27 protein-coding genes are annotated in these 21,732 nt (G+C 67.5%); 11 read left to right on the top strand and 16 right to left on the bottom strand.

What is annotated here, in order from left to right:
- Positions 1-97: 97 nt before the first annotated feature.
- From ntrC to LXT13_RS02105, 10 genes are all read right to left on the bottom strand, one after another.
- Positions 98-1,564, bottom strand: coding sequence for a nitrogen regulation protein NR(I) (ntrC, locus tag LXT13_RS02150; protein WP_233369960.1), 1,467 nt, complete (start codon positions 1,562-1,564; stop codon positions 98-100).
- A 34-nt stretch (positions 1,565-1,598) separates the two neighbouring features.
- Complete coding sequence (gene glnL, locus LXT13_RS02145; RefSeq protein WP_233369959.1) at positions 1,599-2,711, bottom strand: nitrogen regulation protein NR(II); 1,113 nt, start codon at positions 2,709-2,711, stop codon at positions 1,599-1,601.
- Positions 2,712-2,737: 26 nt separating this feature from the next.
- Positions 2,738-3,223 (bottom strand): hypothetical protein, encoded by a 486-nt coding sequence (locus tag LXT13_RS02140; protein ID WP_233369958.1) that lies wholly within the window; start codon positions 3,221-3,223, stop codon positions 2,738-2,740.
- Between the two features lie 99 nt (positions 3,224-3,322).
- Positions 3,323-4,738, bottom strand: coding sequence for a type I glutamate--ammonia ligase (gene glnA / locus LXT13_RS02135; protein WP_233369957.1), 1,416 nt, complete (start codon positions 4,736-4,738; stop codon positions 3,323-3,325).
- Positions 4,739-4,901: 163 nt separating this feature from the next.
- The gene (locus LXT13_RS02130) at positions 4,902-5,693 is read right to left on the bottom strand and encodes a competence/damage-inducible protein A (protein WP_233369956.1); all 792 of its coding nucleotides are present in this window, start codon (positions 5,691-5,693) and stop codon (positions 4,902-4,904) included.
- Positions 5,694-5,698: 5 nt separating this feature from the next.
- The gene (locus LXT13_RS02125) at positions 5,699-6,532 is read right to left on the bottom strand and encodes an EI24 domain-containing protein (protein ID WP_233369955.1); all 834 of its coding nucleotides are present in this window, start codon (positions 6,530-6,532) and stop codon (positions 5,699-5,701) included.
- The gene (locus LXT13_RS02120) at positions 6,532-7,506 is read right to left on the bottom strand and encodes a sterol desaturase family protein (protein WP_419964639.1); all 975 of its coding nucleotides are present in this window, start codon (positions 7,504-7,506) and stop codon (positions 6,532-6,534) included. The genes LXT13_RS02125 and LXT13_RS02120 overlap by 1 nt, the downstream gene beginning before the upstream one ends.
- Entirely contained in the window at positions 7,506-8,282 is a 777-nt protein-coding gene (locus LXT13_RS02115) for a polysaccharide deacetylase family protein (protein ID WP_233369953.1), read from the bottom strand. Before LXT13_RS02115 ends, LXT13_RS02120 begins: the two co-directional genes overlap by 1 nt.
- Before the next feature lie 139 nt (positions 8,283-8,421).
- On the bottom strand, positions 8,422-9,408 hold the full coding sequence (locus tag LXT13_RS02110) for a YncE family protein (RefSeq protein WP_233369952.1): 987 nt from the start codon (positions 9,406-9,408) through the stop codon (positions 8,422-8,424).
- 105 nt (positions 9,409-9,513) lie between these two features.
- A complete protein-coding gene (locus LXT13_RS02105; protein ID WP_233369951.1) occupies positions 9,514-10,326 on the bottom strand; it encodes a TIGR00266 family protein in 813 nt (270 codons plus the stop codon).
- A gap of 211 nt (positions 10,327-10,537) precedes the next feature.
- On the opposite strand from LXT13_RS02105, the gene LXT13_RS02100 reads away from it, so the two are divergent.
- From LXT13_RS02100 to LXT13_RS02060, 9 genes are all read left to right on the top strand, one after another.
- Entirely contained in the window at positions 10,538-10,903 is a 366-nt protein-coding gene (locus LXT13_RS02100; RefSeq protein ID WP_233369950.1) for a hypothetical protein, read from the top strand.
- 318 nt (positions 10,904-11,221) lie between these two features.
- Positions 11,222-11,566 (top strand): hypothetical protein, encoded by a 345-nt coding sequence (locus LXT13_RS02095; protein ID WP_233369949.1) that lies wholly within the window; start codon positions 11,222-11,224, stop codon positions 11,564-11,566.
- A 133-nt stretch (positions 11,567-11,699) separates the two neighbouring features.
- Complete coding sequence (locus LXT13_RS02090) at positions 11,700-12,287, top strand: GbsR/MarR family transcriptional regulator (protein ID WP_233369948.1); 588 nt, start codon at positions 11,700-11,702, stop codon at positions 12,285-12,287.
- 65 nt (positions 12,288-12,352) lie between these two features.
- On the top strand, positions 12,353-12,775 hold the full coding sequence (locus tag LXT13_RS02085) for a thiol-disulfide oxidoreductase DCC family protein (RefSeq protein ID WP_233369947.1): 423 nt from the start codon (positions 12,353-12,355) through the stop codon (positions 12,773-12,775).
- 21 nt (positions 12,776-12,796) lie between these two features.
- The gene (locus LXT13_RS02080; protein WP_233369946.1) at positions 12,797-13,162 is read left to right on the top strand and encodes a hypothetical protein; all 366 of its coding nucleotides are present in this window, start codon (positions 12,797-12,799) and stop codon (positions 13,160-13,162) included.
- A gap of 3 nt (positions 13,163-13,165) precedes the next feature.
- Positions 13,166-13,984, top strand: coding sequence for an NAD-dependent epimerase/dehydratase family protein (locus LXT13_RS02075; protein WP_233369945.1), 819 nt, complete (start codon positions 13,166-13,168; stop codon positions 13,982-13,984).
- Complete coding sequence (locus tag LXT13_RS02070) at positions 13,981-14,346, top strand: DoxX-like family protein (RefSeq protein ID WP_233369944.1); 366 nt, start codon at positions 13,981-13,983, stop codon at positions 14,344-14,346. Before LXT13_RS02075 ends, LXT13_RS02070 begins: the two co-directional genes overlap by 4 nt.
- Positions 14,343-14,816 (top strand): DUF2269 family protein, encoded by a 474-nt coding sequence (locus tag LXT13_RS02065; RefSeq protein ID WP_233369943.1) that lies wholly within the window; start codon positions 14,343-14,345, stop codon positions 14,814-14,816. Before LXT13_RS02070 ends, LXT13_RS02065 begins: the two co-directional genes overlap by 4 nt.
- 134 nt (positions 14,817-14,950) lie before the next feature.
- Positions 14,951-15,442 carry a hypothetical protein gene (locus tag LXT13_RS02060; protein ID WP_233369942.1) on the top strand — a complete coding sequence of 164 codons (492 nt, stop codon included), beginning with the start codon at positions 14,951-14,953 and terminating at the stop codon, positions 15,440-15,442.
- A 74-nt stretch (positions 15,443-15,516) separates the two neighbouring features.
- Here the strand turns inward: LXT13_RS02060 and phbB are convergent, their stop codons facing one another.
- Genes phbB through phaC form a run of 3 tightly spaced genes read right to left on the bottom strand, consistent with a single transcriptional unit; the run spans position 15,517 to position 19,111 of the window.
- The gene (gene phbB, locus LXT13_RS02055; RefSeq protein ID WP_233369941.1) at positions 15,517-16,254 is read right to left on the bottom strand and encodes an acetoacetyl-CoA reductase; all 738 of its coding nucleotides are present in this window, start codon (positions 16,252-16,254) and stop codon (positions 15,517-15,519) included.
- Positions 16,255-16,291: 37 nt separating this feature from the next.
- Positions 16,292-17,476: an acetyl-CoA C-acetyltransferase gene (locus LXT13_RS02050; RefSeq protein ID WP_233369940.1), complete on the bottom strand. Its 1,185-nt coding sequence runs from the start codon at positions 17,474-17,476 to the stop codon at positions 16,292-16,294.
- 21 nt (positions 17,477-17,497) lie between these two features.
- Positions 17,498-19,111, bottom strand: a complete 1,614-nt coding sequence (gene phaC, locus LXT13_RS02045; protein WP_233370307.1) for a class I poly(R)-hydroxyalkanoic acid synthase — start codon at positions 19,109-19,111, stop codon at positions 17,498-17,500.
- 208 nt (positions 19,112-19,319) lie between these two features.
- Between phaC and LXT13_RS02040 the strand changes: the two genes are divergently transcribed.
- Entirely contained in the window at positions 19,320-19,583 is a 264-nt protein-coding gene (locus tag LXT13_RS02040; RefSeq protein ID WP_233369939.1) for a hypothetical protein, read from the top strand.
- Here the strand turns inward: LXT13_RS02040 and LXT13_RS02035 are convergent.
- Together LXT13_RS02035 and maiA are read right to left on the bottom strand one after the other, a co-directional pair.
- Complete coding sequence (locus tag LXT13_RS02035) at positions 19,509-20,231, bottom strand: purine nucleoside phosphorylase YfiH/LACC1 family protein (RefSeq protein ID WP_233369938.1); 723 nt, start codon at positions 20,229-20,231, stop codon at positions 19,509-19,511. The genes LXT13_RS02040 and LXT13_RS02035 overlap by 75 nt on opposite strands.
- Positions 20,221-20,856 carry a maleylacetoacetate isomerase gene (maiA, locus tag LXT13_RS02030; RefSeq protein WP_233369937.1) on the bottom strand — a complete coding sequence of 212 codons (636 nt, stop codon included), beginning with the start codon at positions 20,854-20,856 and terminating at the stop codon, positions 20,221-20,223. The genes LXT13_RS02035 and maiA overlap by 11 nt, the downstream gene beginning before the upstream one ends.
- Before the next feature lie 33 nt (positions 20,857-20,889).
- Here maiA and LXT13_RS02025 point away from each other — a divergent pair, with 33 nt between their 5' ends.
- Positions 20,890-21,444: an NUDIX hydrolase gene (locus LXT13_RS02025; protein ID WP_233369936.1), complete on the top strand. Its 555-nt coding sequence runs from the start codon at positions 20,890-20,892 to the stop codon at positions 21,442-21,444.
- A 14-nt stretch (positions 21,445-21,458) separates the two neighbouring features.
- Here the strand turns inward: LXT13_RS02025 and LXT13_RS02020 are convergent, their stop codons facing one another.
- A complete protein-coding gene (locus LXT13_RS02020) occupies positions 21,459-21,650 on the bottom strand; it encodes a hypothetical protein (RefSeq protein WP_233369935.1) in 192 nt (63 codons plus the stop codon).
- Positions 21,651-21,732: the final 82 nt, after the last annotated feature.

Below are 21,732 nucleotides of genomic sequence, written 5' to 3'. Positions count from 1 at the left end.
CCGCGATGGAACGGCCATTGACGACCGAATGCGCCGCCACGGCGTTGGGGTTCCGCCGTGTTCACCGCAACCTAAGGCAAACGGCCTGTCCCTGACCTCAGACGTCCAGCCCCAGCTCCTGGATCTTGCGCGTAATCGTGTTCCGCCCGATGCCGAGCTTCTGCGCGGCCTCAATGCGACGGCCACGGGTGATGTCCAGCGCAGTCAAGATGAGCTGGGCTTCGAAGCGCTTCGTCAGCGCATCCCACACGTCGGGTTCACCCGCCAGCAGGCGGGCGCGGGCGTCGGTCGCCATGTCAGCCAGCCAGCCATCGCCGCTACTGGTGCTGGCGGGAGCGGCCGGCACGGCGATCGGGGCGGCCGCCACGCCCTGCGATGCCAGCGGCTGCAGTGGCGCGGGCGCGGCCACATAGCCCGGCTGCAGTTCATCCGGCAGGTCCTTGGGCTCCACCACCTGGCTGGGCGCCATGACGCTGAGCCAGTGGCAGATGTTCTCCAATTGACGCACGTTGCCGGGGAACTCGAAGTTCGTCAGCACGACCAGCGCGGCATCGCTCAGGCGCTTGGGCTCTACGCCCAGTTCGGTTGCGCTGCGCTGCAGGAAGTGGCGGGCCAGCGCAGGCACGTCTTCCTTGCGCTCGCGCAAGGGCGGCAGGCGCAGGCGGATGACGTTCAGGCGATGGAACAAGTCCTCGCGGAACGCGCCCTGGCGAACGCGCTCTTCGAGGTTCTGGTGGGTGGCCGCGATGACACGAACATTGCTGCGCAGCGGGCTGTGACCGCCGACACGGTAGAACTGGCCGTCGGACAGCACGCGCAGCAGCCGCGTCTGCAGCTCGAAGGGCATGTCGCCGATTTCGTCGAGGAACAGCGTGCCGCCGTCGGCCTGCTCGAAGCGGCCGCGCCGCGAGGCCTGGGCGCCGGTGAAGGCGCCGCGCTCGTGGCCGAACAGCTCGCTCTCCAGCAGGTCCTTCGGGATGGCGGCGGTGTTGATGGCAACGAATGGGCCTTCGCCCCGCGGGCTGTGCTTGTGCAGCGCACGGGCGACGAGCTCCTTGCCCGAGCCGCTCTCACCGGTGATGAGCACGGTGACGTTGCTCTGCGACAGGCGGCCGATGGCGCGGAAGACGTCCTGCATCGCTGGCGCCTGACCCAGCATCTCGGGCACTTGCGCGGCGGCTTCCTGCTCTCCGGCCTCGCGCTGGCTTTCTTCCTGAGCACGGCGGATGAGTTCCACGGCGCGCGGCAGGTCGAAGGGCTTGGGCAGGTATTCGAAGGCACCGCCCTGGAAGGCCGACACGGCGCTGTCGAGGTCGGAGTAGGCCGTCATGATGATGACGGGCAACGCCGGCAGGCGCGCCTTGACCTTGGCCAGCAGCTCGAGGCCCGAGCCGCCGGGCATGCGGATGTCGGAGACGAGCACCTGTGGGGTGTCGTCGTCGAGTGCGGCGAGCATGTCGCGCGCATTGCTGAAGCTGCGCACCGGCAGCCCCTCGCGGGCCAGGGCCTTCTCGAGCACGAAGCGGATCGAGTGGTCGTCGTCAACAACCCAGATGGATTTCATGCGTTTCCTTCGTCGCGCCCTTCGCCTCGTGGGTCTAGGGCAGCGGCAGCGTGATTCTGAAATTCGTCAGGCCCGGTTCGCTCTCGCAATCGATCATGCCCTGGTGTTGCTGGGCGATCGTCTGAGCGAGCGTGAGGCCGAGTCCCGAACCGCCCTCCCTGCCTGAGACCAGGGGAAAGAAGATGCGGTCCCGGATCTCGGCAGGGACGCCCGGACCGTTGTCCTCGACATGCAATTCCAGTGCCAGTCGCCAGCGCTGCTTGCCAATGGTCACCTGTCGGGCCACTCGCGTGCGCAGCACGATCTGCGCATCACCGGCAGCGATGCGCGAACTCAACACCTGCGCCGCGTTCTGCACTATGTTGAGCACCATCTGGATCAGCTGCTCGCGGTCGCCGCGGAAGTCGGGCAACGAGGTGTCGTAGTCGCGCAGGATGTCCAGCCCGCGCGGATGCTCGATGAGCACGAGCGACCGCACGCGCTCGCAGATCTCGTGGATGTTGACGTCGCCGACCACCTGCGCCCGGCGGTGCGGCGCGAGCAGGCGATCGACGAGGCTTTGCAGCCGGTCGACCTCGTGGACGATGACCTCGGTGTACTCGGTCAGCTCGGCACCGCCCTCGCCAACCTGGCCGCCCTGCAGCTCAAGCGCCAGCAACTGTGCAGCGCCACGGATGCCGCCCAGCGGGTTCTTGATCTCGTGAGCCAGGTTGCGGGTCAGCTCCTTGGTAGCCTGCACCTGGTCCAGATTGCGCTCGTCACGGTCCTGCCGCGCGAGCTGGGCGATTTCGATGAGTTCGACAAGCACGCGTGGCGCGCCCTCTCCGTCGGCGTCCATCTGCGACACGACGACATGCACCGGCAGGCCTTCCTCGTGGGCCCACGCGCCACGCCGCAGCACGGCGTCGAAACGGCTGCTGGAGTACTGGTTGGCAGCCACGCCGGCCAGCGTCTCGAGCAGACGCTCCGGGTCCTCGAACCAGTCGGGCAGATGGGCCTTCTGGACGGTGCGGCGTGACAGCCGCATGACGTTCTCGAAGGACGCGTTGGCGAACAGGCATTCGCCGCTGGCACTGACGACGACGACCATCGTCGCCAGCAGGTCCAGACCGGCGAATTCGGCCGGCAGCAGGGGGATGTCAGTCATGGCACGCGTCGGCACCATGCCGACGGTTACGGGAGTTTGGAAATCTCGCGCTTGAGGGCCTGAACATCGGCCTCGTAGCGAGCCACGTTGTCCTTGAGCTCGGCCATGCGGTCGAGGTACTTCTGGTAGTTGCGCTCGTCGCCGCGACGCTCGCCCTGGCCGTTGTTGAATTCCTTCTGCGCACTGGCCAGACGCTCTTCGGCGGCACGCAGCTCGGTCTGCAATACGCGACGGCGCTCGTCGTCGCGAACGCGCTGCTGGCCGGCATCGACGCGGCTCTCAGCACCACGCGCTCCGTCGGCCGCCGGCGCCGACCCGGCGGCGCGCGGCTTGGCCGTCTGCAGCACCGTGATGGGCGTGCCCTCGATCGTGCGGCAGCCGCGCTCGCTGGCCTCCTTGGCCGACAACGCGTCGGTGTAGAGCACCGGCGGCCCGGGGCAGCGGTAGACGGTGCCCTGCGCCTGCGCGCCCGCCACGAGGACCATGAGCCACGATGCCAGCAGTCGATTCATGCGGGGATTGTGTCTCACGCCGGCCCAAGAAAAAGGGGCCGCGGCAGCGGCCCCCTTCGGTGGGGATGACAGCGGCAGCGGTGAAGCTGCCTGCGTTCATCACAGCGCGTAGTACATGTCGAACTCGACCGGGTGCGTGGCCATGCGGAAGCGCGTCACTTCCTGCATCTTCAGCTCGATGTAGGCATCGATATAGCTGTCGGTGAACACGCCACCCTTGGTCAGGAACGCCCGGTCCTTGTCCAGGTAGTCCAGCGCTTGATCCAGGCTGTGGCAGACGGTCGGGATCTTCGCGTCTTCTTCCGGCGGCAGGTGGTACAGGTCCTTCGTGGCGGCTTCGCCCGGATGGATCTTGTTCTCCACGCCGTCCAGGCCGGCCATCAGCAGCGCGCTGAAGGCCAGGTAGGGGTTGGCCGACGGGTCCGGGAAGCGCGCCTCGATGCGGCGGCCCTTCGGGTTGCTGACGTACGGAATGCGGATCGAGGCCGAGCGGTTCTTGGCCGAGTAGGCCAGCTTCACCGGGGCTTCGAAGCCAGGCACCAGGCGCTTGTAGCTGTTGGTGCCGGGGTTGGTGATCGCGTTCAGCGCACGGGCGTGCTTGATGATGCCGCCGATGTAGTACAGCGCGAAGTCGGACAGGCCTGCATAACCGTCGCCGGCGAACAGGTTCTTGCCGTCCTTCCAGACCGACTGGTGCACGTGCATGCCGGAGCCGTTGTCGCCGACCAGGGGCTTGGGCATGAAGGTCGCGGTCTTGCCGTAGGCATGGGCGACGTTCGCGATGATGTACTTCTGCAGTTGCAGCCAGTCAGCGCGCTCAACCAGCGAGCTGAACTTGGTGCCGATTTCCATTTGACCCGCGTTGGCCACCTCGTGGTGATGGACTTCGACGGGGATGCCCATCTGCTCGAGGATCAGGCACATCTCCGAACGCATGTCCTGGCCGCTGTCGACCGGGGGCACGGGGAAGTAGCCACCCTTGACGGTGGGACGGTAGCCGCTGTTGCCGTGTTCGTATTCCTTGGCGCTGTTCCAGGCGCCTTCTTCCGACTCGATCTTGAAGAACGAACCGGACATCTCGTTGCCCCAGCGGACGCTGTCGAACACGAAGAACTCGGGTTCCGGACCGAAGTAGGCGGTGTCGCCAAGGCCCGAGGACTTCAGGTAGGCCTCGGCGCGCTTGGCCAGCGAGCGGGGATCGCGCTCATAGGCCTTGCCGTCGGTCGGGTCGATGACGTCGCACGACAGGATCAGCGTGGGCTCTTCGAAGAACGGGTCGATGTTGGCCGTGTTCGGATCGGGCATGAGCAGCATGTCCGAAGCTTCGATGCCCTTCCAGCCGGCGATCGAGGAACCGTCGAAGGCGTGACCCGACGCGAACTTGTCTTCGTCAAAAGCGGACACGGGCACGGAGACGTGCTGCTCCTTGCCACGGGTATCGGTGAAGCGGAAGTCGACGAACTTGACTTCGTTCTCCTTCACCATGTTCATCACATCGGCGACGGTCTTGGCCATCAATAGCTCCTAGCGGATCGAGGGGGGTGGTTGCTGTCGCGTGCGCCAACAGCGCCCGCGACCTCGGCGGAAATTAAAGCAGGTTGCATGCCAACATGCACCGACATGGGTAGTGCGCTGACGGCCGGGGATTATGTGTTGACTGGGAAAGACGCCACAAAAACTATCGCACCAACTCGGTGCTTATGTTGGCACCAAACTGGATCACGCCCCGTTTCAGCGCATCGTAGGCCGGCGTCATTTGCGCGGCATCGCCCTTGACGCCGAGCTCAATGCAGCGCCCCCACTGGGGGTGGTCCACGCTCGGCAGGCTGAACACCTTGATGCCGCCGAACTCGGCCTCGACCGCTTCCATCAGCGGCGTCAGGCTCGCTTCCATGGCACCCTGCACGATGAACGACCGCTCGACGACGCCGCGTTCACGGTGCAGTTGCGGATAGCGGTCCAGCACCCAGGCCATCATCGGATGGGCCATGACCGGAAAACCAGGCACGAAATGCACGTCGCCGACGAAGAAGCCGGGGATCTTGTTGTACGGATTCGGGACGATGCCGGCGCCCTCGGGGAAAACGCCCATCTCGAAACGACGAAGGGTGTCGGGGTGGTCGGGGTCGGCCGTCGTGCCCTGGTCGGCAGCCATCTGCTGCACGCGTTGCCAGATCAGCTCGCGCGCCTCGGCATGCAGTGCCAGCGGCCGGCCGAGCGCGGCGGCGGCGGCCTGGCGGGTGTGGTCGTCGGGCGTGGCGCCGATGCCGCCGCAGCTGACGACCAGGTCGCCGCTGGCGAAGGCCTCGCGCAGCTTGGCCGTCAGCAACTCGCGGTCATCGCCCAGGTACTGCGCCCAGGCCAGTTGCATGCCGCGCTCGCCCAGCAGCTCTATGTATTTGGCGAGGTGCGAATCCTTGCGTTTGCCGGACAGGATTTCGTCGCCAATGATCAACAGTCCGACTTGCATGCGCTTCAGGCCCCAGGAAGAACTTCAGAAACGAAGACCGGCTCCGCCGCCCGCTGCGCCTGCAGCGCGGCGAGTGCGTAGTGCGTGAACCAGGCCGTGGAGAAGGCGAACACCAGCGTGTAGAGCCAGATCGCCACGAGGATGGTGAACGGCGCGAAGATGATGCCCGCGACGCCGGAGACAGCCCAGATCAGCGAGGGCACGGCGCCCAGGTAACCGCAGACGACGCCCATCGCCAGCATCGGCAGGCGATGCCGCTTCAACAGCGCGCGGCGTTCGTCGGCCGAGGCATGTTCGGCCAGCACGTCGAAGCCGAAGACGCGGTAGGTCAGCCAGCCCCAGATCAGCGGCGGCAGCACCATGACCAGCGGCGGAATCAGCCACAGCGGCATCGACAGTGCGATCAGCACCAGCGCCAGCAACGTGGCGCCCAGCGACGCTGCGAGGCTCTGCGCCAGCGTGCCGCCATGCTTCTTCTCCAGGCCCGGGAAGCGCCGCTCGGCGACGAGCCGCACGATGGCCGGCGTCATGCACAGTGCCACCAGCAGCAGGCTCAGCAGGATGACAACCGGCAGCACACCGGCCAGCACGACGATGGCCGCCAGCGCGCTGCGGAAGGCCTGCAGTCCGAAGGAGTCCAGCCAGTGAAGCAGGCTCTCGACGAGCATCCAGCTCTCCAGCGTCGCCCGCACGCTGGCAACGGCAGACTCCCAGAAGAAGAACATGAAGCCGAACACGGCCACGCCGGAGATCACCAGCGGCAGCAACGATAGGCCGATGACGCGGGGGTGCAGGCAGTAGGCGACGGCGCGCCAGAAGGCATCGGCAAGCCCTTGCATCAGACGACCTTTCGGAAGGAAGCAGCCAGGCGCGTCAGGCCCAACCACTGCTGGCGCCAGAAGCCGCGACCGTAGTCGTGTCCGCCCTCCTCGGGCAGTTGGTCGCGCACGCCGGTGGCGTCGAAGCGGTGCTGGAAATCGGCGGTCCCGAAGAGCTGGTCCCACAGCGGCAACAGCACGCCGAAGTTGTGGCCGCCCAGCGTGCCGCGCCCGTTCGTCTCGTGACCGATGCCGATGCTGTGGTGGCGGCGGTGGAAGCGAGGGCTGATCAAAAGCCGCTCGCCCCAGCGGCCGAAATGGATGCGCGCGTTGGCGTGCTGCAGGCTCTCGTGCAGCTGCGTGATGACCGTGATGGCAATGAACTGGCCCGGCTCCACGCCGATCAGCCGCGCCAGCAGCGCGAAGACGGTGGCCATCAGCACATCGTCCAGCAGGTGGACGCGGTTGTCGCTCCACATCGTCATCTGGCGCTGGCTGTGATGCAGGCTGTGCAACGCCCACCACCAGTTGAACTGATGCTGCGCGCGGTGCAGCCAGTAGTTCACGAAGTCGAAGACGACGAGATAGACAAGGAAGCTCACCCAGGCGACGTCGGTCACGCCGGGCCACAGGCCGTCGATCTGCCAGGTCGGCAGGCCCGCCAGCCGCAGCTGGCCGGCGATGCCATCCCACAGCGGCTGGATGCTGAAGAACATCACGAGGCGCACGAGGCCCAGTCGGTGGATCAGCGTGTAGACGACGTCGGTGCGCACGGCCGCGCGGTCGGTCACTGGCTCCACGGGCCAGCGGCGCTCCAGCAGGCCGATGCCCAGCAGCAGCACGGCGATCTGGATGAGGCCCCACAGCAACCAGCCGGTCGCGTCGAACGCGTCTTCCAGCAGGTTGCCGAATCCCAGGCCGAAGACAATGGGCTGCACGACGTTCTCGTACAGCAGCAGTTGCAGGGTGTCGAAGGCGTTGGAGATCCAGTCGATCACGGCTTCTTGAAAAGTGGAGCGTAGCGGGGGTGGTCGTGCAGCGGTGCGAAGCATAGGCCGCGCTGCTCCAGGCCGGTCAGCAGCGGCTCCAGCACCGCAGGCGCCCAGGGGTCTTGGCGCTCCCAGATGCCCAGGTGGGCCATCAGGATGTCGCCCGGCTTGATGTCGCGCAGCGCCTTCTCCAGCAGCTGCGCGTTCGGGAAGGTCTGGCTGGGCAATTCGTCGCCCAGGAAGCCCGCGCGGCTCCAGCCCACGTGGGTGAAGCCGCAGGCTCGAGCCGTGTTCAGCAACGCGGCAGACGTGCGGCCTGCGGGCGCACGGAAGATCGGGTCCAGGGGGCGGCCGGTCATCGCGGTGAAGCGCTCGCTGACCTTCTTCAAGCTCGCGCAGTATTGCTCGGCCGTCACTTCGCGCACGACCGGCGGGTTGACGCCGGCCTGCGTCCGCACCTTGAAGCGCGCGACCTTGGCCTCGGCATCCGGCAGGTCCTCCAGGAACACGTCGTGGTCCCATGTGTGCGAGCCGAAGTCATGCCCCTCGGCTACGCGCTCGCGCCACCACGGCGCCCAGGTCTCGTCCAGCGTCGTTCCGCCGGTCTGCGTCGGTTCGTTCGCGAGGAAGAATGTCGCCTTCGCGTTGTGCTTCTTGAGCGTCTCAGCGATCAGCGGCGCCACCCCCATGTGGCCGGTATCGAACGTCAGGTAGACCGGCTTGTCGCAAGCCGGCTGCGCTGCGGCCGTCGTGACCGCCAGCGCTAACAGCCACGCTCTCATGTCTCGCTCTTTTCGGGGCAAGAGCCGGGCCGCTCCCAAGCCAGCCCACGACGGCGATGTGCTTGCCGTTCGACCCGGCAAGCATCGCCGTCCCCGCGGGGGACAGGCCAAGGTACTCCTTGGACGAGGCGCGTCACACTCACAGCCTGGGTTTGTGGTCGAGCGTCCAAATGCCGTGCGGAGACTTGCCGACCTTGACCTGGCGCACCACCTTGCGCGTGGTCGTGTCGATCTCGGTCAGCTTGCCGGCCCAGCGCGACGTGACAAGTAGTGTCTTGCCGTCGGTCAGCAGCTCCATGTCATCCGGGCCCGAGGGGCCGGGGAACTGGTCGACGACACTCATCGTCGCAGTGTCAATCTTGCTGATCGTGTTGCCAGCGCGGTTGGACACGAGCACATGGCGCTTGTCGCCCCAGGCGCGGAAGGAGTGGGCGCCGTCGCCGGTGGCGATGCGCTTGACGAACTTCGGCGCCGCGCCGCTGACGTCCCACACCTCGACGGCCTTGTCGCCCGTCAGCCCCACGAGGATGAAGCGGTCGTCAGCCGTCAGGTAGATGTCGGCGGGCATCTTGCCGACGGTGGTCTTCCACTTCACCGTCTGCGTCGCCAGGTCGATGGCCAGCAGCTCGTCGCTGTCCTGCAGGCTGGCGTAGAGCGTCGTGCTCTTCGTGTCGATGTTCAGGTGGCTGGGCGTCTTGGGCGCCGGGATGCGCTTGACGAGCTGCAGCGGCTCGGCCGCCGTGCTGCCCTGCCAGCGGTAGATGTCCACGCGATCCAGCCGGTTGGAAGCGGTGACGAACCACTTCATGTCCGGCGAGAAACGCAGGTGGTAGGGGTCGGAGATGCCGCGCACGACGCGCTGGACCTCGGCCGTGCGCGGGTCCAGGAAGGTCAGCGAATCGCCCAATGCGTTGGCGACGATGACGGACTTCTCGTCGGGCGACATGTACAGGTGATGCGGCTCTTTGCCCGTGGGGATGCGCTTGGTGACCTTGAAGGTCACCGGGTCGACGACGGCGATGTCGGCGTCCAGCGAGTTCAGCACGAAGACCGGAGGACGCGCTGTCTGGGCCTGGGCTCCCAGAGCCACCAACCATGCCAAGGCCACCGTCAAACTGCGCAACATCCCGGATCTCCGACGAAAAAAGGGCGGCCCGTTGCCGCCCTGCTCTGCGCCAGTTTACCGAGCGTGCCTGAGCGAGGGCTGACCCATGTCAACCTGCCCGCGAGCTCACTCGTCGTCGCCGCCCAGGATGCCCCCGAGCAGGCCGCCGGCCGCGAAGCCGCCGAGCACCGAGCCCTCTTCCTTGTGGCCGCCGTTCTGCGGTGCCGCCGCGAAGATGCGCGAGGCCAGGCGCGAGAACGGAAGGCTCTGCAGCCAGACCTCGCCGGGGCCGGTCAGCTTGGCCAGGAACAGGCCCTCGCCACCGAACAGCGCCGTCTTGATCTTGCCGACGTACTGGATCTCGAAATTTACGCTCGGCGTGTAGGCCACCACGCAGCCCGTGTCCACCAGCAGCGTCTGGCCCGGCTGCAGGCTGCGGCGCACGATGGTGCCGCCGGCATGCACGAAGGCCATGCCGTCGCCGTCCAGCCGCTCCATGATGAAACCCTCACCGCCGAAGAAGCCGGCCGACAGCTTCTGCTGGAAAGCGATGCCGAGGCTCACGCCGCGCGCCGCGCAGAGGAAGGCGTCCTTCTGGCAGATCAGCGTGCCGCCGAGCTGGCGCAGGTCCATCGGGATGATCTTGCCCGGGTAGGGCGCGGCGAAAGCCACGCGCTGCTTGCCGCTGCCGTGGTTGGTGTACACGGTCGTGAACAGCGACTCGCCAGTGAGCAGCCGCTTGCCCGCACCCAGCAACTTGCCGAGAAAGCCACCCTGGCTGGCCGAACCGTCGCCGAAAACGGCATCCATGCCGATGGCCGAGTCCATGAAGAACATCGACCCGGCCTCGCCGATGGCCGCCTCGCCGGGATCGAGCTCGATCTCGACGAACTGCATCTCAGAACCCTTGATCTCGAAGTCGACTACATCCATGGCCATGAGGCACTCCCGGCTACAAAAACGGGCCGCATGATAGGCAAGAAGAAGGCTTGCCGGTCAGCTGGTGGCGACGCGGGGTGGTTTGGGGGCGCGCCTATCGCCGCCAAAGGCCGTCAGCCAGTGCGGAAACATTCAGCGCAAGCCGACGACTGCTTGCCCGTTATCGCATACAGCAGGGCATGACTGGGTCCGGCCCGTAGTGGTCCAACGCTTGCTCGACCTCGCCGCCCAAATGCTGGCGTTGACGTCGACTTGGACGCCACGTCCAGCCCACCTGCGACTTGACGTCGGCGACCATCTGCAAGTGGCCGATTCTGTTGAAAAACTCGATCTGCGATCGCGCGCACGCTGCCGGAGAAAGTTCGACCGCTCAGATCGATCCAGGATCAACGATCGCCCCCTCGGGGATGGTCTGAGCACCCCTGGAAAAGTGCATCAAGGCCGGCGCGCCGAGTTTTTCAACAGAATCGGCCGAAGGCCCTCGTTCGCGGCTGGCGATGGACGCAGCCGTGCAGGCGAGCGAGCCATTTCTTACCGCTTCGCCGTCATGCGTCTCGATCAAGCCGCCCTGAGCTGATTGATTCGTGCCTGATCCCTAACTTGGATGGCCGCCGCACACATCGAACTACGTATTTGTGACCAGGAGCGGCTGCATTCCGGCACCCGCCCTTCCCACGACACGGAGTTGCCATGCCAAGTCAGTTCGAGACCGCGCCTGCTTCGGCGCGCGGTGCGCCGAAGCAGGCTTCTATTGGGAGATGACGCATGACCGCTCGGGAGAGGTGGTCGGCAGCGGCTTCTGCCGGGAGCAACGGCCCCGGCTGAGGCCGCAATCTGGTTACAGCTATCACGTCGTGGCGCTGCTGGCGGCGCCGGCCGCCAAGGAGGGCGTCCCATGGCCACGCTGAGGCTCTTCGACGCCGAGCTCGCGCCGTTTGCAGGAATACCAGCCATGCGGCCCATCGCTGATCGCTTGGAGAGCGCCTTCGCAGCTGCCCTGGCACGCGACGAGCCGGAGGCCGATGTCGCACTCGTTGACCTCGTAGGCGCTGAAGGCGAGGTGATCGGCCTGTACTGGCTGCTGAACGGCTTACCACCGGGCCTGGCCTGTCTGTGCGTTCGCGATGCGCAGGGCTGCGTCCATGAGGGCATCGAAGCCCTGGGCAGCAGCACGATTCATTCCGCCCAGGTGTTCTGTCGGCTGCGAACTGCGGCGCTCCGACCGACTGCGCGTTCGTAGCCGATACGCGCCCCGGCGGCGCGTGCGTCAGTGGAGTCATCGCTGGTCGAGACGCGGCGGCCACCTGCACGGAGCCCATTTGCCACTCAAATTCTCTGTTGACAGAAATTTCAGATTAAGTAGGCTGCGAGCCATGGAACTCACCGACATCAGCCGCCGCTTCATCGTCCACTGGGGGGAGATGGGCACGAACTGGGGCGTGAACCGCAGCGTCGCGCAGATCCACGCGCTGCTCTACGTTCACGGCCAGCCGCTGCACGCCGAGGACATCGCCGACACGCTGGCGCTGGCCCGCTCCAACGTCAGCAACAGTCTGAAGGAGCTGCTGAACTGGCGGCTCATCCGCGCGACCCATATGCTGGGTGACCGGCGCGACTACTACGAGACCTCGGGCGATGTGTGGGAGCTGTTCCGCATCATCGTGCGCGAGCGCAAGGAACGCGAGTTCGACCCCACCGTCGCACTGTTGAAGGCACTCGCCGCCGACCCTGCGCTGGACCGGGAGTCGCCGGCGCTGCAGGACCGGCTGCGCAGCACGTTGGACTTCATGCAGACGCTGGGCAGTTGGAGCGACGAGATGCTACGGCTGTCGCCCGCGACGCTCGAGAAGATCCTGCGGCTGGGCGCGCAGGTGCAGCGTTTCGTACGTCCGGCCGACGCGGCCGACACCGCGGCGCCCAGCGTCTTCCCGGTCACCCCGCCTCTGCCACCCATGGGGTGATCCGCCGGGCGGACCGACGCCCCTTCTTTTGCCCCTAGATTTCTCTATTTACAGAAATAACCGCCATGAACGCAAGCCATCTTGTCCAAACGGTCTATTACGACGGCGCCTGCCCACTGTGCCGCAGCGAGATGGGCCTGCTGATGCGCCGTAACGACGCCGGGCTGCTGCACTTCATCGACATCTCGGAGCCCGACTTCGACGCGGCGGCGCTGGGCGTCACGATGGCCGCGCTGATGGCAAGGCTGCATGTGCGGCAGCCGGACGGCCGCTGGCTCATCGGCGTGCCGGCCGTGCAGGCAGCCTACGCGGCGACCGGCCACCGGCGTATTGCCGCCGCGCTATCGCAGCCCGTCATCGCCTGGCTGGCCGTGCCGACGTACGAGTGGCTGGCCGCGCACCGCTATCGACTGCCACGCTGGCTACTACAGGCGGCACACCTGCACACCGGTCAATGCGCACCCGACGGCGCCTGCCGCCGTCACTGATTCCAACCCCAGGAGAGCCCTATGTCCGAGCTGAATTTCGCCCTCACCCTCGTCATCGCCGTCCTTGGCCCGGTCGTCGCCATCTGGTACCTGCAGCCCATCCTGCTCGTCGTGCTGGACTCGTTGTGCATGGCGCCGCTGCCCGGCAGGGCCGGCGCGCAGTTCTGGGTCCGCAGTGCCTACGTGCTGGCCATCGCCGGCACCCTCGTGCTGGCACTGACGTTCGGCGACTTCCACGGCACGCTGCTGGACGCCATTCACCGCGCGCTGTGGCTGGCGGCCGCAGGCTGCTTCGTCAGCATCGCCGTCATCACGCGCCGCGTCTGGGCGCCGGTCCAGCAGCGGCTCGCCCGGCCGGCCGCACCGGCCGCCGGCACGGAGGTCTGAGCCATGCGAGTCCTCGTCGTTGGCGCCGGCGGCTTCATCGGCCGCGAGATCTGCCAGGCGCTCGCCACGGCCGGCCATGAGCCGGTGCGCGTCCGGCCGAGCCCGGTGACGGCCTGGGACCGATCCGATACCTGGCGGGCCACGCTCACCGGCATCCAAGGCGTCGTCTACGCAGCCGGCTGCCTGCGCGACCAGCAAGGCGGTGTCGCCGACCTGCTGGACCTGCTGCACCATCGAGCGCCAGCCGCCCTGGCGGACGCCTGCGAGGCCGAAGGCATCCCGTGCTTCGTGCACGTGTCGGCACTCTGCGGCGGCGTCAGCACCTATGCACGCAGCAAGCACGCTGGCGACGTGGCGCTGGCCGGCCGGGCCTGCATCGTGCGGCCCAGCCTCGTCGTCGGCGTGGGCGGCGCCAGCAGCCGCATGCTGGAGCTGCTGGCCCGCCTGCCGTGGCTGCCGCTGCCAGCCGAGGTGGCGCGCTGCCGCGTGCAGCCTATCCGTGTGGAGGACCTGGCGGCCGGCATCGTCGCCGTGCTGACGTCGCCGCAACCGCCTGCGTCGTGGACGGCCGTCGGCCCGGAGGCAGCGACGGTGGCCGAGTGGATCGCGCGCCGGCGCGCAGCACGCGGGAATGGGCCGGCGCGGCATATCGAGCTGCCCGCTGCGCTGACACGTGCCTCCGCCCGACTGGGTGACCTCGTCGCATTAGGCCCCTGGTGCAGTACCGCGCTGGACCTGCTGGCCCACGACAGCGCCGAGTCGCCCGCTACGTCGCCGCTGGGTCGCCCGCTGCGCGGCGCCATGGAAGGCGCCTGGGCATGAACGCCGATTGCCTGGCCCGCAAATCGCTCGTCGCGCTGTGGTGGGGCACCGTCGCCGCCAGCCTGCATGACGGCGGCGCGGCCGGCTGCGCAATGCTGCGCCAAGCCACCGGCATGAGTGCAGGCGCCGCACTGGCTGTGGTGCTGCTGGGTAGCGCCTGGGATGCGCTGATCGGTCTGGCGCTGCTGCTGCGCCCCCGCCGCCTCACCTACCGGCTCGCCGCTGCCGGCGTCATCGGCATGACGGTGCTAGCCACCGCGCTGCTGCCGACGCTGTGGCTGGACCCGTTCGGCGCGCTGCTGAAGAACGGGCCCGTACTGGCGCTGCTAGCAATGCTCGACCGAAGGGAACCTTGCGCATGAATGTCTACCTCTTCGTCAAATGGCTGCACGTCTTGTCCAGCGTGCTGCTGGTCGGTACCGGCTTTGGGTCGGCCTTCTACCTGTTCTTTGCCAACCGCACGCCCAGCCTGGAGGCGCGCGCCGTCGTCGCACGGCTGGTCGTGCGGGCGGACCTGTGGTTCACGACGCCGGCCGTCATCGTGCAGCCGCTCAGCGGCGCCTGGCTGGCGCACAGCGCCGGCTGGCCGCTGTCGACACCCTGGTTGGCAGCCTCGATCGGTCTGTATCTGGCGGCCGGTGCCTGCTGGCTGCCGGTGCTGGCGCTGCAGCTGAAGATGGCCCGGGAGGTCGAGGCCGCGCTGCGCGAGGCTCGCCCGCTGTCGCCACGCTATGGCGTGTGGCAACGGCGCTGGGAACTGCTGGGCTATCCGGCGTTCGCGGCCATGCTGGCGGTGTTCTTCCTGATGGTGAACAAGCCGGCGCTGGGTTGACGAGCGTTGCGAGAAGTCAGCGCTGGACCGCTGTTTCACGCATTTGTGTCGTGATGCATCGGCGACCGAGTACAGGAAGCATCGCGATACAGAAGCGCTGTCCAACGGGCGGTCATGCGACCACACTGGACGTCATGGACATCCAGATCGACTCCACCCTGCCCGCCCTGACCCAGGTTCAGGCCTTGACCGGCTGGCGACGCGAGTTCTGCGTCGAACTGCTGGGCGACGGCCGTGCTCGCATCTTCACGCGGATGGTCATCTCATCCTCGCGCAAGGCTGCGGAGCTGCAACGGGGCGTGTTGTTCCACCCGGTTGGCGCCGCCTTCCGCGACCTGCGCAGCTGCGTGAAGGTGGCGGCCGGCCCGCTCCGGGATCTCGTCGCCTCCGCGGTGCGGCAGCAGCCCTGCCAAGCCAACCTGTTTGCGGCTGTCGTCTACGACCAGCGCGCGTGGGAGCGCGTCATGGACGCGCTGGACCAGTGGCAGCGCCGCCCGCACGCGGCCGCGCGCGGCGTGGCGGCCGCGCCCCAGGGGCCGCGCCCGACGCTGCGCCAGTTGCCCATCCTCGCGCAGCGTGCTGGGCAGGTGCAGCATGCGCGCGCCGGCTCGTCCGGCCCGCACTGAAACAGGCGCACTGAAAACAGAAGAGCCGGCCGGCCCGTCGGGCCGCCGGCTCTAAAAGCGACGCCCGGAAGGCGTCAGCCCATGTGCAATCCGCCGTTGCAGGAGAAGTCCGCGCCGGTCGTGAAGCCACTGTCCTCGCCGGCCAGCCACGCGACGACGGAGCCGATTTCTTCCGGCGTGCCCAGCCGCTTGACCGGAATGGTCGCGACGATCTTCTCGAGGATCTCGGGCTTGATCGCCCTGACCATGTCCGTGCCGATGTAGCCCGGGCTGACGGTATTGACCGTCACGCCCTTGGCTGCCAGTTCCTGCGCCAGTGCCATCGTGAAACCGTGCATGCCGGCCTTCGCGGCCGAGTAGTTCGTCTGGCCGGCCTGGCCCTTCTCGCCGTTGACCGACGAGATCTGGATGATTCGGCCCCAGCCCTTCTCCACCATGCCCGGCACAACCTGCTTGGTCACGTTGAACATGGAGTTCAGGTTCGTGTCGATGACGGCCTTCCAGTCCTCGGGCGTCATCTTCAGGAACATGCGGTCGCGCGTGATGCCGGCGTTGTTGACCAGCACGTCGATCGAGCCATGTTCGGCGATGGCCTTCTGGAAAGCCTCGACGGTCGAATCCCAGTCGGCGACGTTGCCCACCGACGCGTAGAACGTGTAGCCCAGGGCCTTTTGCTCATCGAGCCACTTCTGGTAGTCGCGGCTCGGACCGCAACCGGCGATGACCTTGAAGCCGCCTTTGGCCAGGCGATGGCAGATCGCGGTCCCGATGCCGCCCATGCCGCCCGTGACGTAGGCAATCTTTTGGCTCATGGATGTCTCCTTGTGGTTGCAGTGGTGAATATTGAGTTCAGCGTTCTACAGTCAGGGCGACACCCATGCCGCCGCCGATGCACAGCGACGCGATGCCCTTCCTGGCGTCGCGCTTGACCATCTCGTGCAGCAGCGTGACGAGCACGCGGCAGCCGCTGGCGCCGATGGGGTGGCCCAGCGCGATGGCGCCGCCATTGACGTTGACCTTGCTCATGTCCCAGCCCATCTCGTTGTGGACGGCGCAGGCCTGGGCCGCGAACGCTTCGTTGATTTCGAGCAGGTCCAGGTCGGCCGACTTCCAGCCGGCGCGCTCCAGCGCCTTGCGCGCCGCGGGCACCGGGCCCATGCCCATGTAGGCCGGGTCCAGGCCGGCAGACGCGTAGGACGCGATGCGCGCCAGCGGCGTGAGACCAAGCGCCGCAGCCTTGGCGGCCGTCATCACCACCACGCCGGCAGCACCGTCGTTCAGGCCCGACGCGTTGCCGGCCGTCACGCTGCCTGCCTTGTCGAAGGCGGGACGAAGGCCGGCCAGCGCCTCGGCGTTGGTCTTGCGGTTGATGAACTCGTCGGCCGCGAAGACGACCGGGTCGCCCTTCTTCTGCGGGATCGTGAACGGCACGATCTCGTCCTTGAAGCGACCGGCATCCTGCGCGGCGACAGCCTTCTGCTGTGAGCCCAGCGCCAGTGCGTCCTGCTGCTCGCGGGTGATGCCGTACTTCTTGGCCACGTTCTCGGCCGTGATGCCCATGTGGTACTGGTTGTAGACGTCCCACAGGCCGTCGTTGACCATCGTGTCGACGAGCTTCCAGTCGCCCATGCGCTGACCGTCGCGCGAGTTGGGCAGCACGTGCGGGCTCATGCTCATGCTCTCCTGGCCGCCGGCGATGACGATGTCGCTGTCGCCGTCACGGATGGCCTGCGCGGCCAGCATCACGGCCTTCAGGCCGGACCCGCAGACCTTATTGATCGTCATCGCCGGCACGGCCTGCGGCAGACCGGCCTTGATGACGGCCTGCCGCGCGGGGTTCTGGCCCACACCGGCCGTTAGCACCTGGCCCAGGATGACCTCGTTGACCTGGTCGCTCGCGAGGCCCGTGCGGCGCAGCAGGTCCTGGATGACGGCCGCGCCGAGTTCGCTGGCGGGCGTTTTGGCGAGCGTGCCACCGAACTTGCCGATGGCGGTGCGTGCGGCAGCGACGATGACGATGTCTTGTTGGCTCATGGTATGTCTCCTTTGAAGTGATCAGGCTTTGACTTTGACGTAGCGGCCGGGCGCGGGTTCGATGACCTTGTACTTGCGGTTGCCGGGTACCTTGGGCGCGGGCTTGGGCTCGCCGGCCAGGGCCGCCAGCCACGCCGACCAGTCCGGCCACCAGCTGCCGGCATGCTCGACGGCACCGGCCATCCAAGCTTCGGGGTCGGCCGGCAGCGTGGTGCCCTTGCCGATCCAGTGGCAGCGCTTGGCCGGCTTGCCGGGCTTGGCCGGCGGGTTGATGACGCCGGCGATATGGCCCGACGCGCCCAGCACGAAGCGCTTGCGGCCCTTGAGCAGCGGCGTGCTGCGGTAGGCCGCGTGCCAGGGCACGATGTGGTCCTCGCGCGACCCGTAGATGTAGACCGGCGCGTTGATGGCACCGAGATCCACCTTCTCGCCGCAAACGGTCAGTTTGCCCGGCTCCTTCAGTTCATTCTGCAGGTAGGTGTGCCGCAGGTACCAGCAGTACATCGGGCCCGGCAGGTTTGTGGAATCACCGTTCCAGTACAGCAGGTCGAAGGCCGGCGGCGCCTCGCCCTTCAGGTAGTTGCCGACGACGTAGTTCCACACCAAGTCGTTGGGCCGCAGGAAGCTGAAGGTCGTGGCCAGCTCCTGGCCATGCAGCAGCTGCGGGCCCTTGGGCGACTCGGCGCCCAGCGTGGCCTCGCGCAGCCGCACGCTGGCTTCATCGACGAAGATGTCCAGCACGCCGTTGTCGCTGAAATCCAGCAGCGTCGTCAGCAACGTGACGCTGGCCGCCGGCTGTTCGCCGCGTGCGGCCAGCACCGCCAGCGCAGTGGCCAGCAGCGTGCCGCCGACACAGAAACCCAGCGTGTTGACCTGCTTCTGACCGCTGATCTCCTGCGCAACGCGCAGCGCCTCGATGACCCCGGTCTCGACATAGTCGTCCCAGGTCAGGTGCTTGACCGAATCGTCCGGGTTGCGCCAGCTGACGACGAAGGTGCGGTTGCCCTCGGCCACGGCATACCGGATCAGCGAATTGTCCGGCTGCAGGTCGAGGATGTAGAACTTGTTGATGCAGGGCGGCACCATGACCAGCGGCCGGGCCTTGACCTGCGGCGTCAGCGGCGCGTACTCAATGAGCTGGAACAGCGCGTTCTCGTAGACCACGCTGCCGGCGGTCGTCGCGACGTTCTTGCCGACCTCGAAGGCGCGCTCGTCCGTCTGCGACACATGGCCACGCTGCACGTCGCCCCACAGATGCTGCAGGCCGCGCGCCAGAGTCTCGCCCTGACTCTCCAGCGCGAGCTTCTGCGCCTCGGGATTGAGCGCAAGGAAGTTGCTGGGCGATGCCGCGTCGACGAACTGCTGAACCGCGAACCTGATGCGTGCCTTGGTCTTGTCGTCGGCCTCGACGGCCGAGGCCATCTGCTGAAGCGTGCGGCCGTTGAGCAGGTAGAGCTGTGTGAGGAAACTCGCTGCGGGATTGGAACGCCATTCCGGCGCGGCGAACCGTCGGTCATTGACGGTGGGCGCCTCACTCTGGCCGAGGGCGGAATTCCACAAGGCCGCGGCCTGCTTCAGGTAGTCGGTCTGCAGCTCGGCCAGTGCAGTCGGCGAGATCTGCGGCAGGTGCGTCATCTGCTGGATGAGCTCTGCGAAGGGTTGCGCGTCGGGCGCCGGCGGCGCCTCGTCCTTCTTCTTGCGGGTGGCCATGAATCTCCTCGGAACGCTGTCGCCGCGGTGGTCGTCGGTCTTGCCTTGCTCCGTTGCAATAAGCTTGCCACATCCCGCACCCACCACTTGCCGTTGTAAACCCGGGCGCTGACGCGCCTATGACACAAGCCCCATGTACCTCGTCGCCATCGCCTGGGCCTACGTCGCGTTGATGATGGCCGCTGCAGAGGCCTTGAGCCCGCAGGGCACGCTCTTCGGCGCGTTCATCACGCTGGTCCTCTATGGCGTGTTGCCGCTGGGCCTGCTGCTCTACATCCTCGGCACGCCGGGCCGCCGGCGGCGCCAGCGCGCGGCCGAGGCGTCAGCGCAGGCTGATGCAGGCGGCCATGCGGCCACGGGGCCGGCCCAGGGACTCGCCCCGGAACGAGAAGAATGAATCATCCGTCAGCGTGCACCAGCGGCCGCCGCTGATTCGGGTGACATTGACCGACATCAACCGCTCGCGAGCCAGCAGTGGCAGGTCGGCCCGCCAGCGCGGCGCTGGATTGGGCCGGTAGAGAAAGCCCGGCTGGTCGCGCTGCAGCGGCTCGCGACCGAAGGCCTGCACGACCTCGGGTCCGACCTCGAACGCCGCCGGACCGATGCAGGCGCCCAGCCAGGCCTGCACGTCGCCCGGCTCGCACCCGGCGGCGTCGCACAGCTCGCGCACGGTGTTCTCCAGCACGCCGGCCGCCAGCCCCCGCCAGCCTGCATGGGCGCCGGCCACGCCGCCCGGCGCGCTGAGCAGCACCGGCAGGCAGTCGGCCACAAGGATGGCGACGGCCAGGTCCGGGTCGGTGGACACCGCCGCATCGGCCTGCGGCGCGTTGTCGTCGTGCCAGTCGCGCTGCAGCCGCACGACGCGGGCGCCATGCACCTGGTGCAGGAAGACAGGCCGAGCACCCAGCACCGGCCCGAGGGCCGTCCGGTCGCGGGCGACGTCGGCCGCGCCGCCCGCCGTGCGGCCGTAGTTCGCGCCACGCGTCGTCATGAACGCCGTGACACCGGGCCAGTCGGGCGTCAGCCACTGCGGGTCAAGCGGCATCGGGACAGGCCTCGGGCCGCGTGTTTGCGAAGGCCGGCAGCGCCAGGCAGGCGTCGTTGATGCGGCGCACGATGGGAAAGTCGTCCAGCGGGCAGGCGAAGCGCTGCGCGTTGTAGACCTGCGGCACCAGCAGGCAGTCGGCCAGGCCGGGCGTGTCGCCGAAGCAGTAGGTGCCGGCCATCGACGTCAGCCGCCGCTCGACGACCGTCAGGCCCGTGGCGACCCAGTGCCGGTACCAGCGGTCGATGTCGTCCTGCGTGTGCTGCATGCCACTCTTCAGGTAGCGCAGCACGCGCAGGTTGTTGATGGGATGCAGGTCGCAGGCGATGTCCTGCGCCAGCGCCCGCACCTGCGCACGAGCCAGCGCATCGCGCGGCAGCAGCGGCGGCTCAGGGTGGGTCTCGTCGAGGTATTCGAGGATGGCCAGCGACTGGCTCAGCCAGCGGCCGTCGTCCAGCTCCAGCGCCGGCACAAGCTGCGAGGCCTGCTGCGAGGAGAACGGCTCGGCAAACTGCTCGTTCTTCTGCAGGTGGATGGCGGCGTAGTCATAGGCCTGGCCCTTCAGCGCCAGGCCGATGCGCACGCGCCAGGAGGCCGACGAACGAAAGTAGTTGTGCAGCTTCATACGGCCGATTTTGACGCGCCCTACACTGCCGCGATGCCCCTCTTCAGCCGCTTCAAGCACTGCTCCAACTGTGGCAGCCCCGTCGACTACCGCGTGCCGCCGGACGACAACCGCGAGCGCGCGATGTGCCCGGCCTGCGGCATGGTGCATTACCAGAACCCGCTGAATGTCGTCGGTACGCTGCCCGTATGGGAGGCCGACGGCCGCGTGCTGCTGTGTCGCCGCGCCATCGAGCCGCGCCACGGCCTGTGGACGCTGCCGGCCGGCTTCATGGAACTGGGCGAGACGACGGCAGAGGGTGCGCTGCGCGAGACGCAGGAGGAGGCCGGCGCGGACATCGCGATGGGGCCGCTGTTCACACTGCTGAACGTCGTGCGCGTGGGCCAGGTGCACCTGTTCTACCTGGCGACGCTCCGTTCGTTGCAGTTCGACCCTGGGCCGGAGTCACTGGAGGCGCAGCTATTCGCCGAGGCCGAGATCCCCTGGGAAGAGATTGCGTTCCAGACGACGCGCGAGACGCTGCGCTGCTTCTTTGACGACCGGCGCGCAGGCCGGGGCTTCGGGCCGCACGCGATCGACATCGCCTAGGAGGCTGCGCGACGTCAGCGCCCGCCCAGCACGCGCGCGGGCAGCATGACGATGGCGCGCAGCAGTGCGAACGCGCCGTCCACCGCGATGCCCAGCAGCCGGAACGGCAGCAGCATCAGCCACACCAGCGGCCACAGCAGCAGCGCACCGATGGCCAGCGGCCAGCACACGATGAAGAGGATGCACCAGAGCAGAAAGCCGAGCATGACGGCACTCCAGGAAGGACAAGTGCCGCCACGGTAGGCCTCACGGCCCGGGCCGTCGCGCCGCTTGCGACGAAGCGGCGAT

This window comes from Pelomonas cellulosilytica, assembly GCF_021353265.1.
Lineage (GTDB): Bacteria > Pseudomonadota > Gammaproteobacteria > Burkholderiales > Burkholderiaceae_C > Pelomonas > Pelomonas cellulosilytica.
This window is presented reverse-complemented; position numbering and strand designations above follow the sequence as displayed.

Excerpts from the sequence above, each read along its gene's own strand:
- LXT13_RS02090 (WP_233369948.1), top strand. The coding sequence starts at position 11,700 with ATGGAACTCACCGACATCAGCCGCCGCTTCATCGTCCACTGGGGGGAG.
- LXT13_RS02085 (WP_233369947.1), top strand. The coding sequence starts at position 12,353 with ATGAACGCAAGCCATCTTGTCCAAACGGTCTATTACGACGGCGCCTGC.
- maiA (WP_233369937.1), bottom strand. The coding sequence starts at position 20,856 with ATGAAGCTGCACAACTACTTTCGTTCGTCGGCCTCCTGGCGCGTGCGC.
- glnA (WP_233369957.1), bottom strand. The coding sequence starts at position 4,738 with ATGGCCAAGACCGTCGCCGATGTGATGAACATGGTGAAGGAGAACGAA.
- glnL (WP_233369959.1), bottom strand. The coding sequence starts at position 2,711 with ATGACTGACATCCCCCTGCTGCCGGCCGAATTCGCCGGTCTGGACCTG.
- phbB (WP_233369941.1), bottom strand. The coding sequence starts at position 16,254 with ATGAGCCAAAAGATTGCCTACGTCACGGGCGGCATGGGCGGCATCGGG.
- LXT13_RS02140 (WP_233369958.1), bottom strand. The coding sequence starts at position 3,223 with ATGAATCGACTGCTGGCATCGTGGCTCATGGTCCTCGTGGCGGGCGCG.
- LXT13_RS02080 (WP_233369946.1), top strand. The coding sequence starts at position 12,797 with ATGTCCGAGCTGAATTTCGCCCTCACCCTCGTCATCGCCGTCCTTGGC.
- LXT13_RS02060 (WP_233369942.1), top strand. The coding sequence starts at position 14,951 with ATGGACATCCAGATCGACTCCACCCTGCCCGCCCTGACCCAGGTTCAG.
- LXT13_RS02125 (WP_233369955.1), bottom strand. The coding sequence starts at position 6,532 with ATGCAAGGGCTTGCCGATGCCTTCTGGCGCGCCGTCGCCTACTGCCTG.
- LXT13_RS02035 (WP_233369938.1), bottom strand. The coding sequence starts at position 20,231 with ATGCCGCTTGACCCGCAGTGGCTGACGCCCGACTGGCCCGGTGTCACG.
- LXT13_RS02075 (WP_233369945.1), top strand. The coding sequence starts at position 13,166 with ATGCGAGTCCTCGTCGTTGGCGCCGGCGGCTTCATCGGCCGCGAGATC.
- LXT13_RS02040 (WP_233369939.1), top strand. The coding sequence starts at position 19,320 with ATGTACCTCGTCGCCATCGCCTGGGCCTACGTCGCGTTGATGATGGCC.
- LXT13_RS02110 (WP_233369952.1), bottom strand. The coding sequence starts at position 9,408 with ATGTTGCGCAGTTTGACGGTGGCCTTGGCATGGTTGGTGGCTCTGGGA.
- LXT13_RS02025 (WP_233369936.1), top strand. The coding sequence starts at position 20,890 with ATGCCCCTCTTCAGCCGCTTCAAGCACTGCTCCAACTGTGGCAGCCCC.
- phaC (WP_233370307.1), bottom strand. The coding sequence starts at position 19,111 with ATGACGCACCTGCCGCAGATCTCGCCGACTGCACTGGCCGAGCTGCAG.
- LXT13_RS02130 (WP_233369956.1), bottom strand. The coding sequence starts at position 5,693 with ATGCAAGTCGGACTGTTGATCATTGGCGACGAAATCCTGTCCGGCAAA.
- LXT13_RS02065 (WP_233369943.1), top strand. The coding sequence starts at position 14,343 with ATGAATGTCTACCTCTTCGTCAAATGGCTGCACGTCTTGTCCAGCGTG.
- LXT13_RS02115 (WP_233369953.1), bottom strand. The coding sequence starts at position 8,282 with ATGAGAGCGTGGCTGTTAGCGCTGGCGGTCACGACGGCCGCAGCGCAG.
- LXT13_RS02070 (WP_233369944.1), top strand. The coding sequence starts at position 13,981 with ATGAACGCCGATTGCCTGGCCCGCAAATCGCTCGTCGCGCTGTGGTGG.
- LXT13_RS02050 (WP_233369940.1), bottom strand. The coding sequence starts at position 17,476 with ATGAGCCAACAAGACATCGTCATCGTCGCTGCCGCACGCACCGCCATC.
- LXT13_RS02020 (WP_233369935.1), bottom strand. The coding sequence starts at position 21,650 with ATGCTCGGCTTTCTGCTCTGGTGCATCCTCTTCATCGTGTGCTGGCCG.
- ntrC (WP_233369960.1), bottom strand. The coding sequence starts at position 1,564 with ATGAAATCCATCTGGGTTGTTGACGACGACCACTCGATCCGCTTCGTG.
- LXT13_RS02095 (WP_233369949.1), top strand. The coding sequence starts at position 11,222 with ATGGCCACGCTGAGGCTCTTCGACGCCGAGCTCGCGCCGTTTGCAGGA.
- LXT13_RS02105 (WP_233369951.1), bottom strand. The coding sequence starts at position 10,326 with ATGGCCATGGATGTAGTCGACTTCGAGATCAAGGGTTCTGAGATGCAG.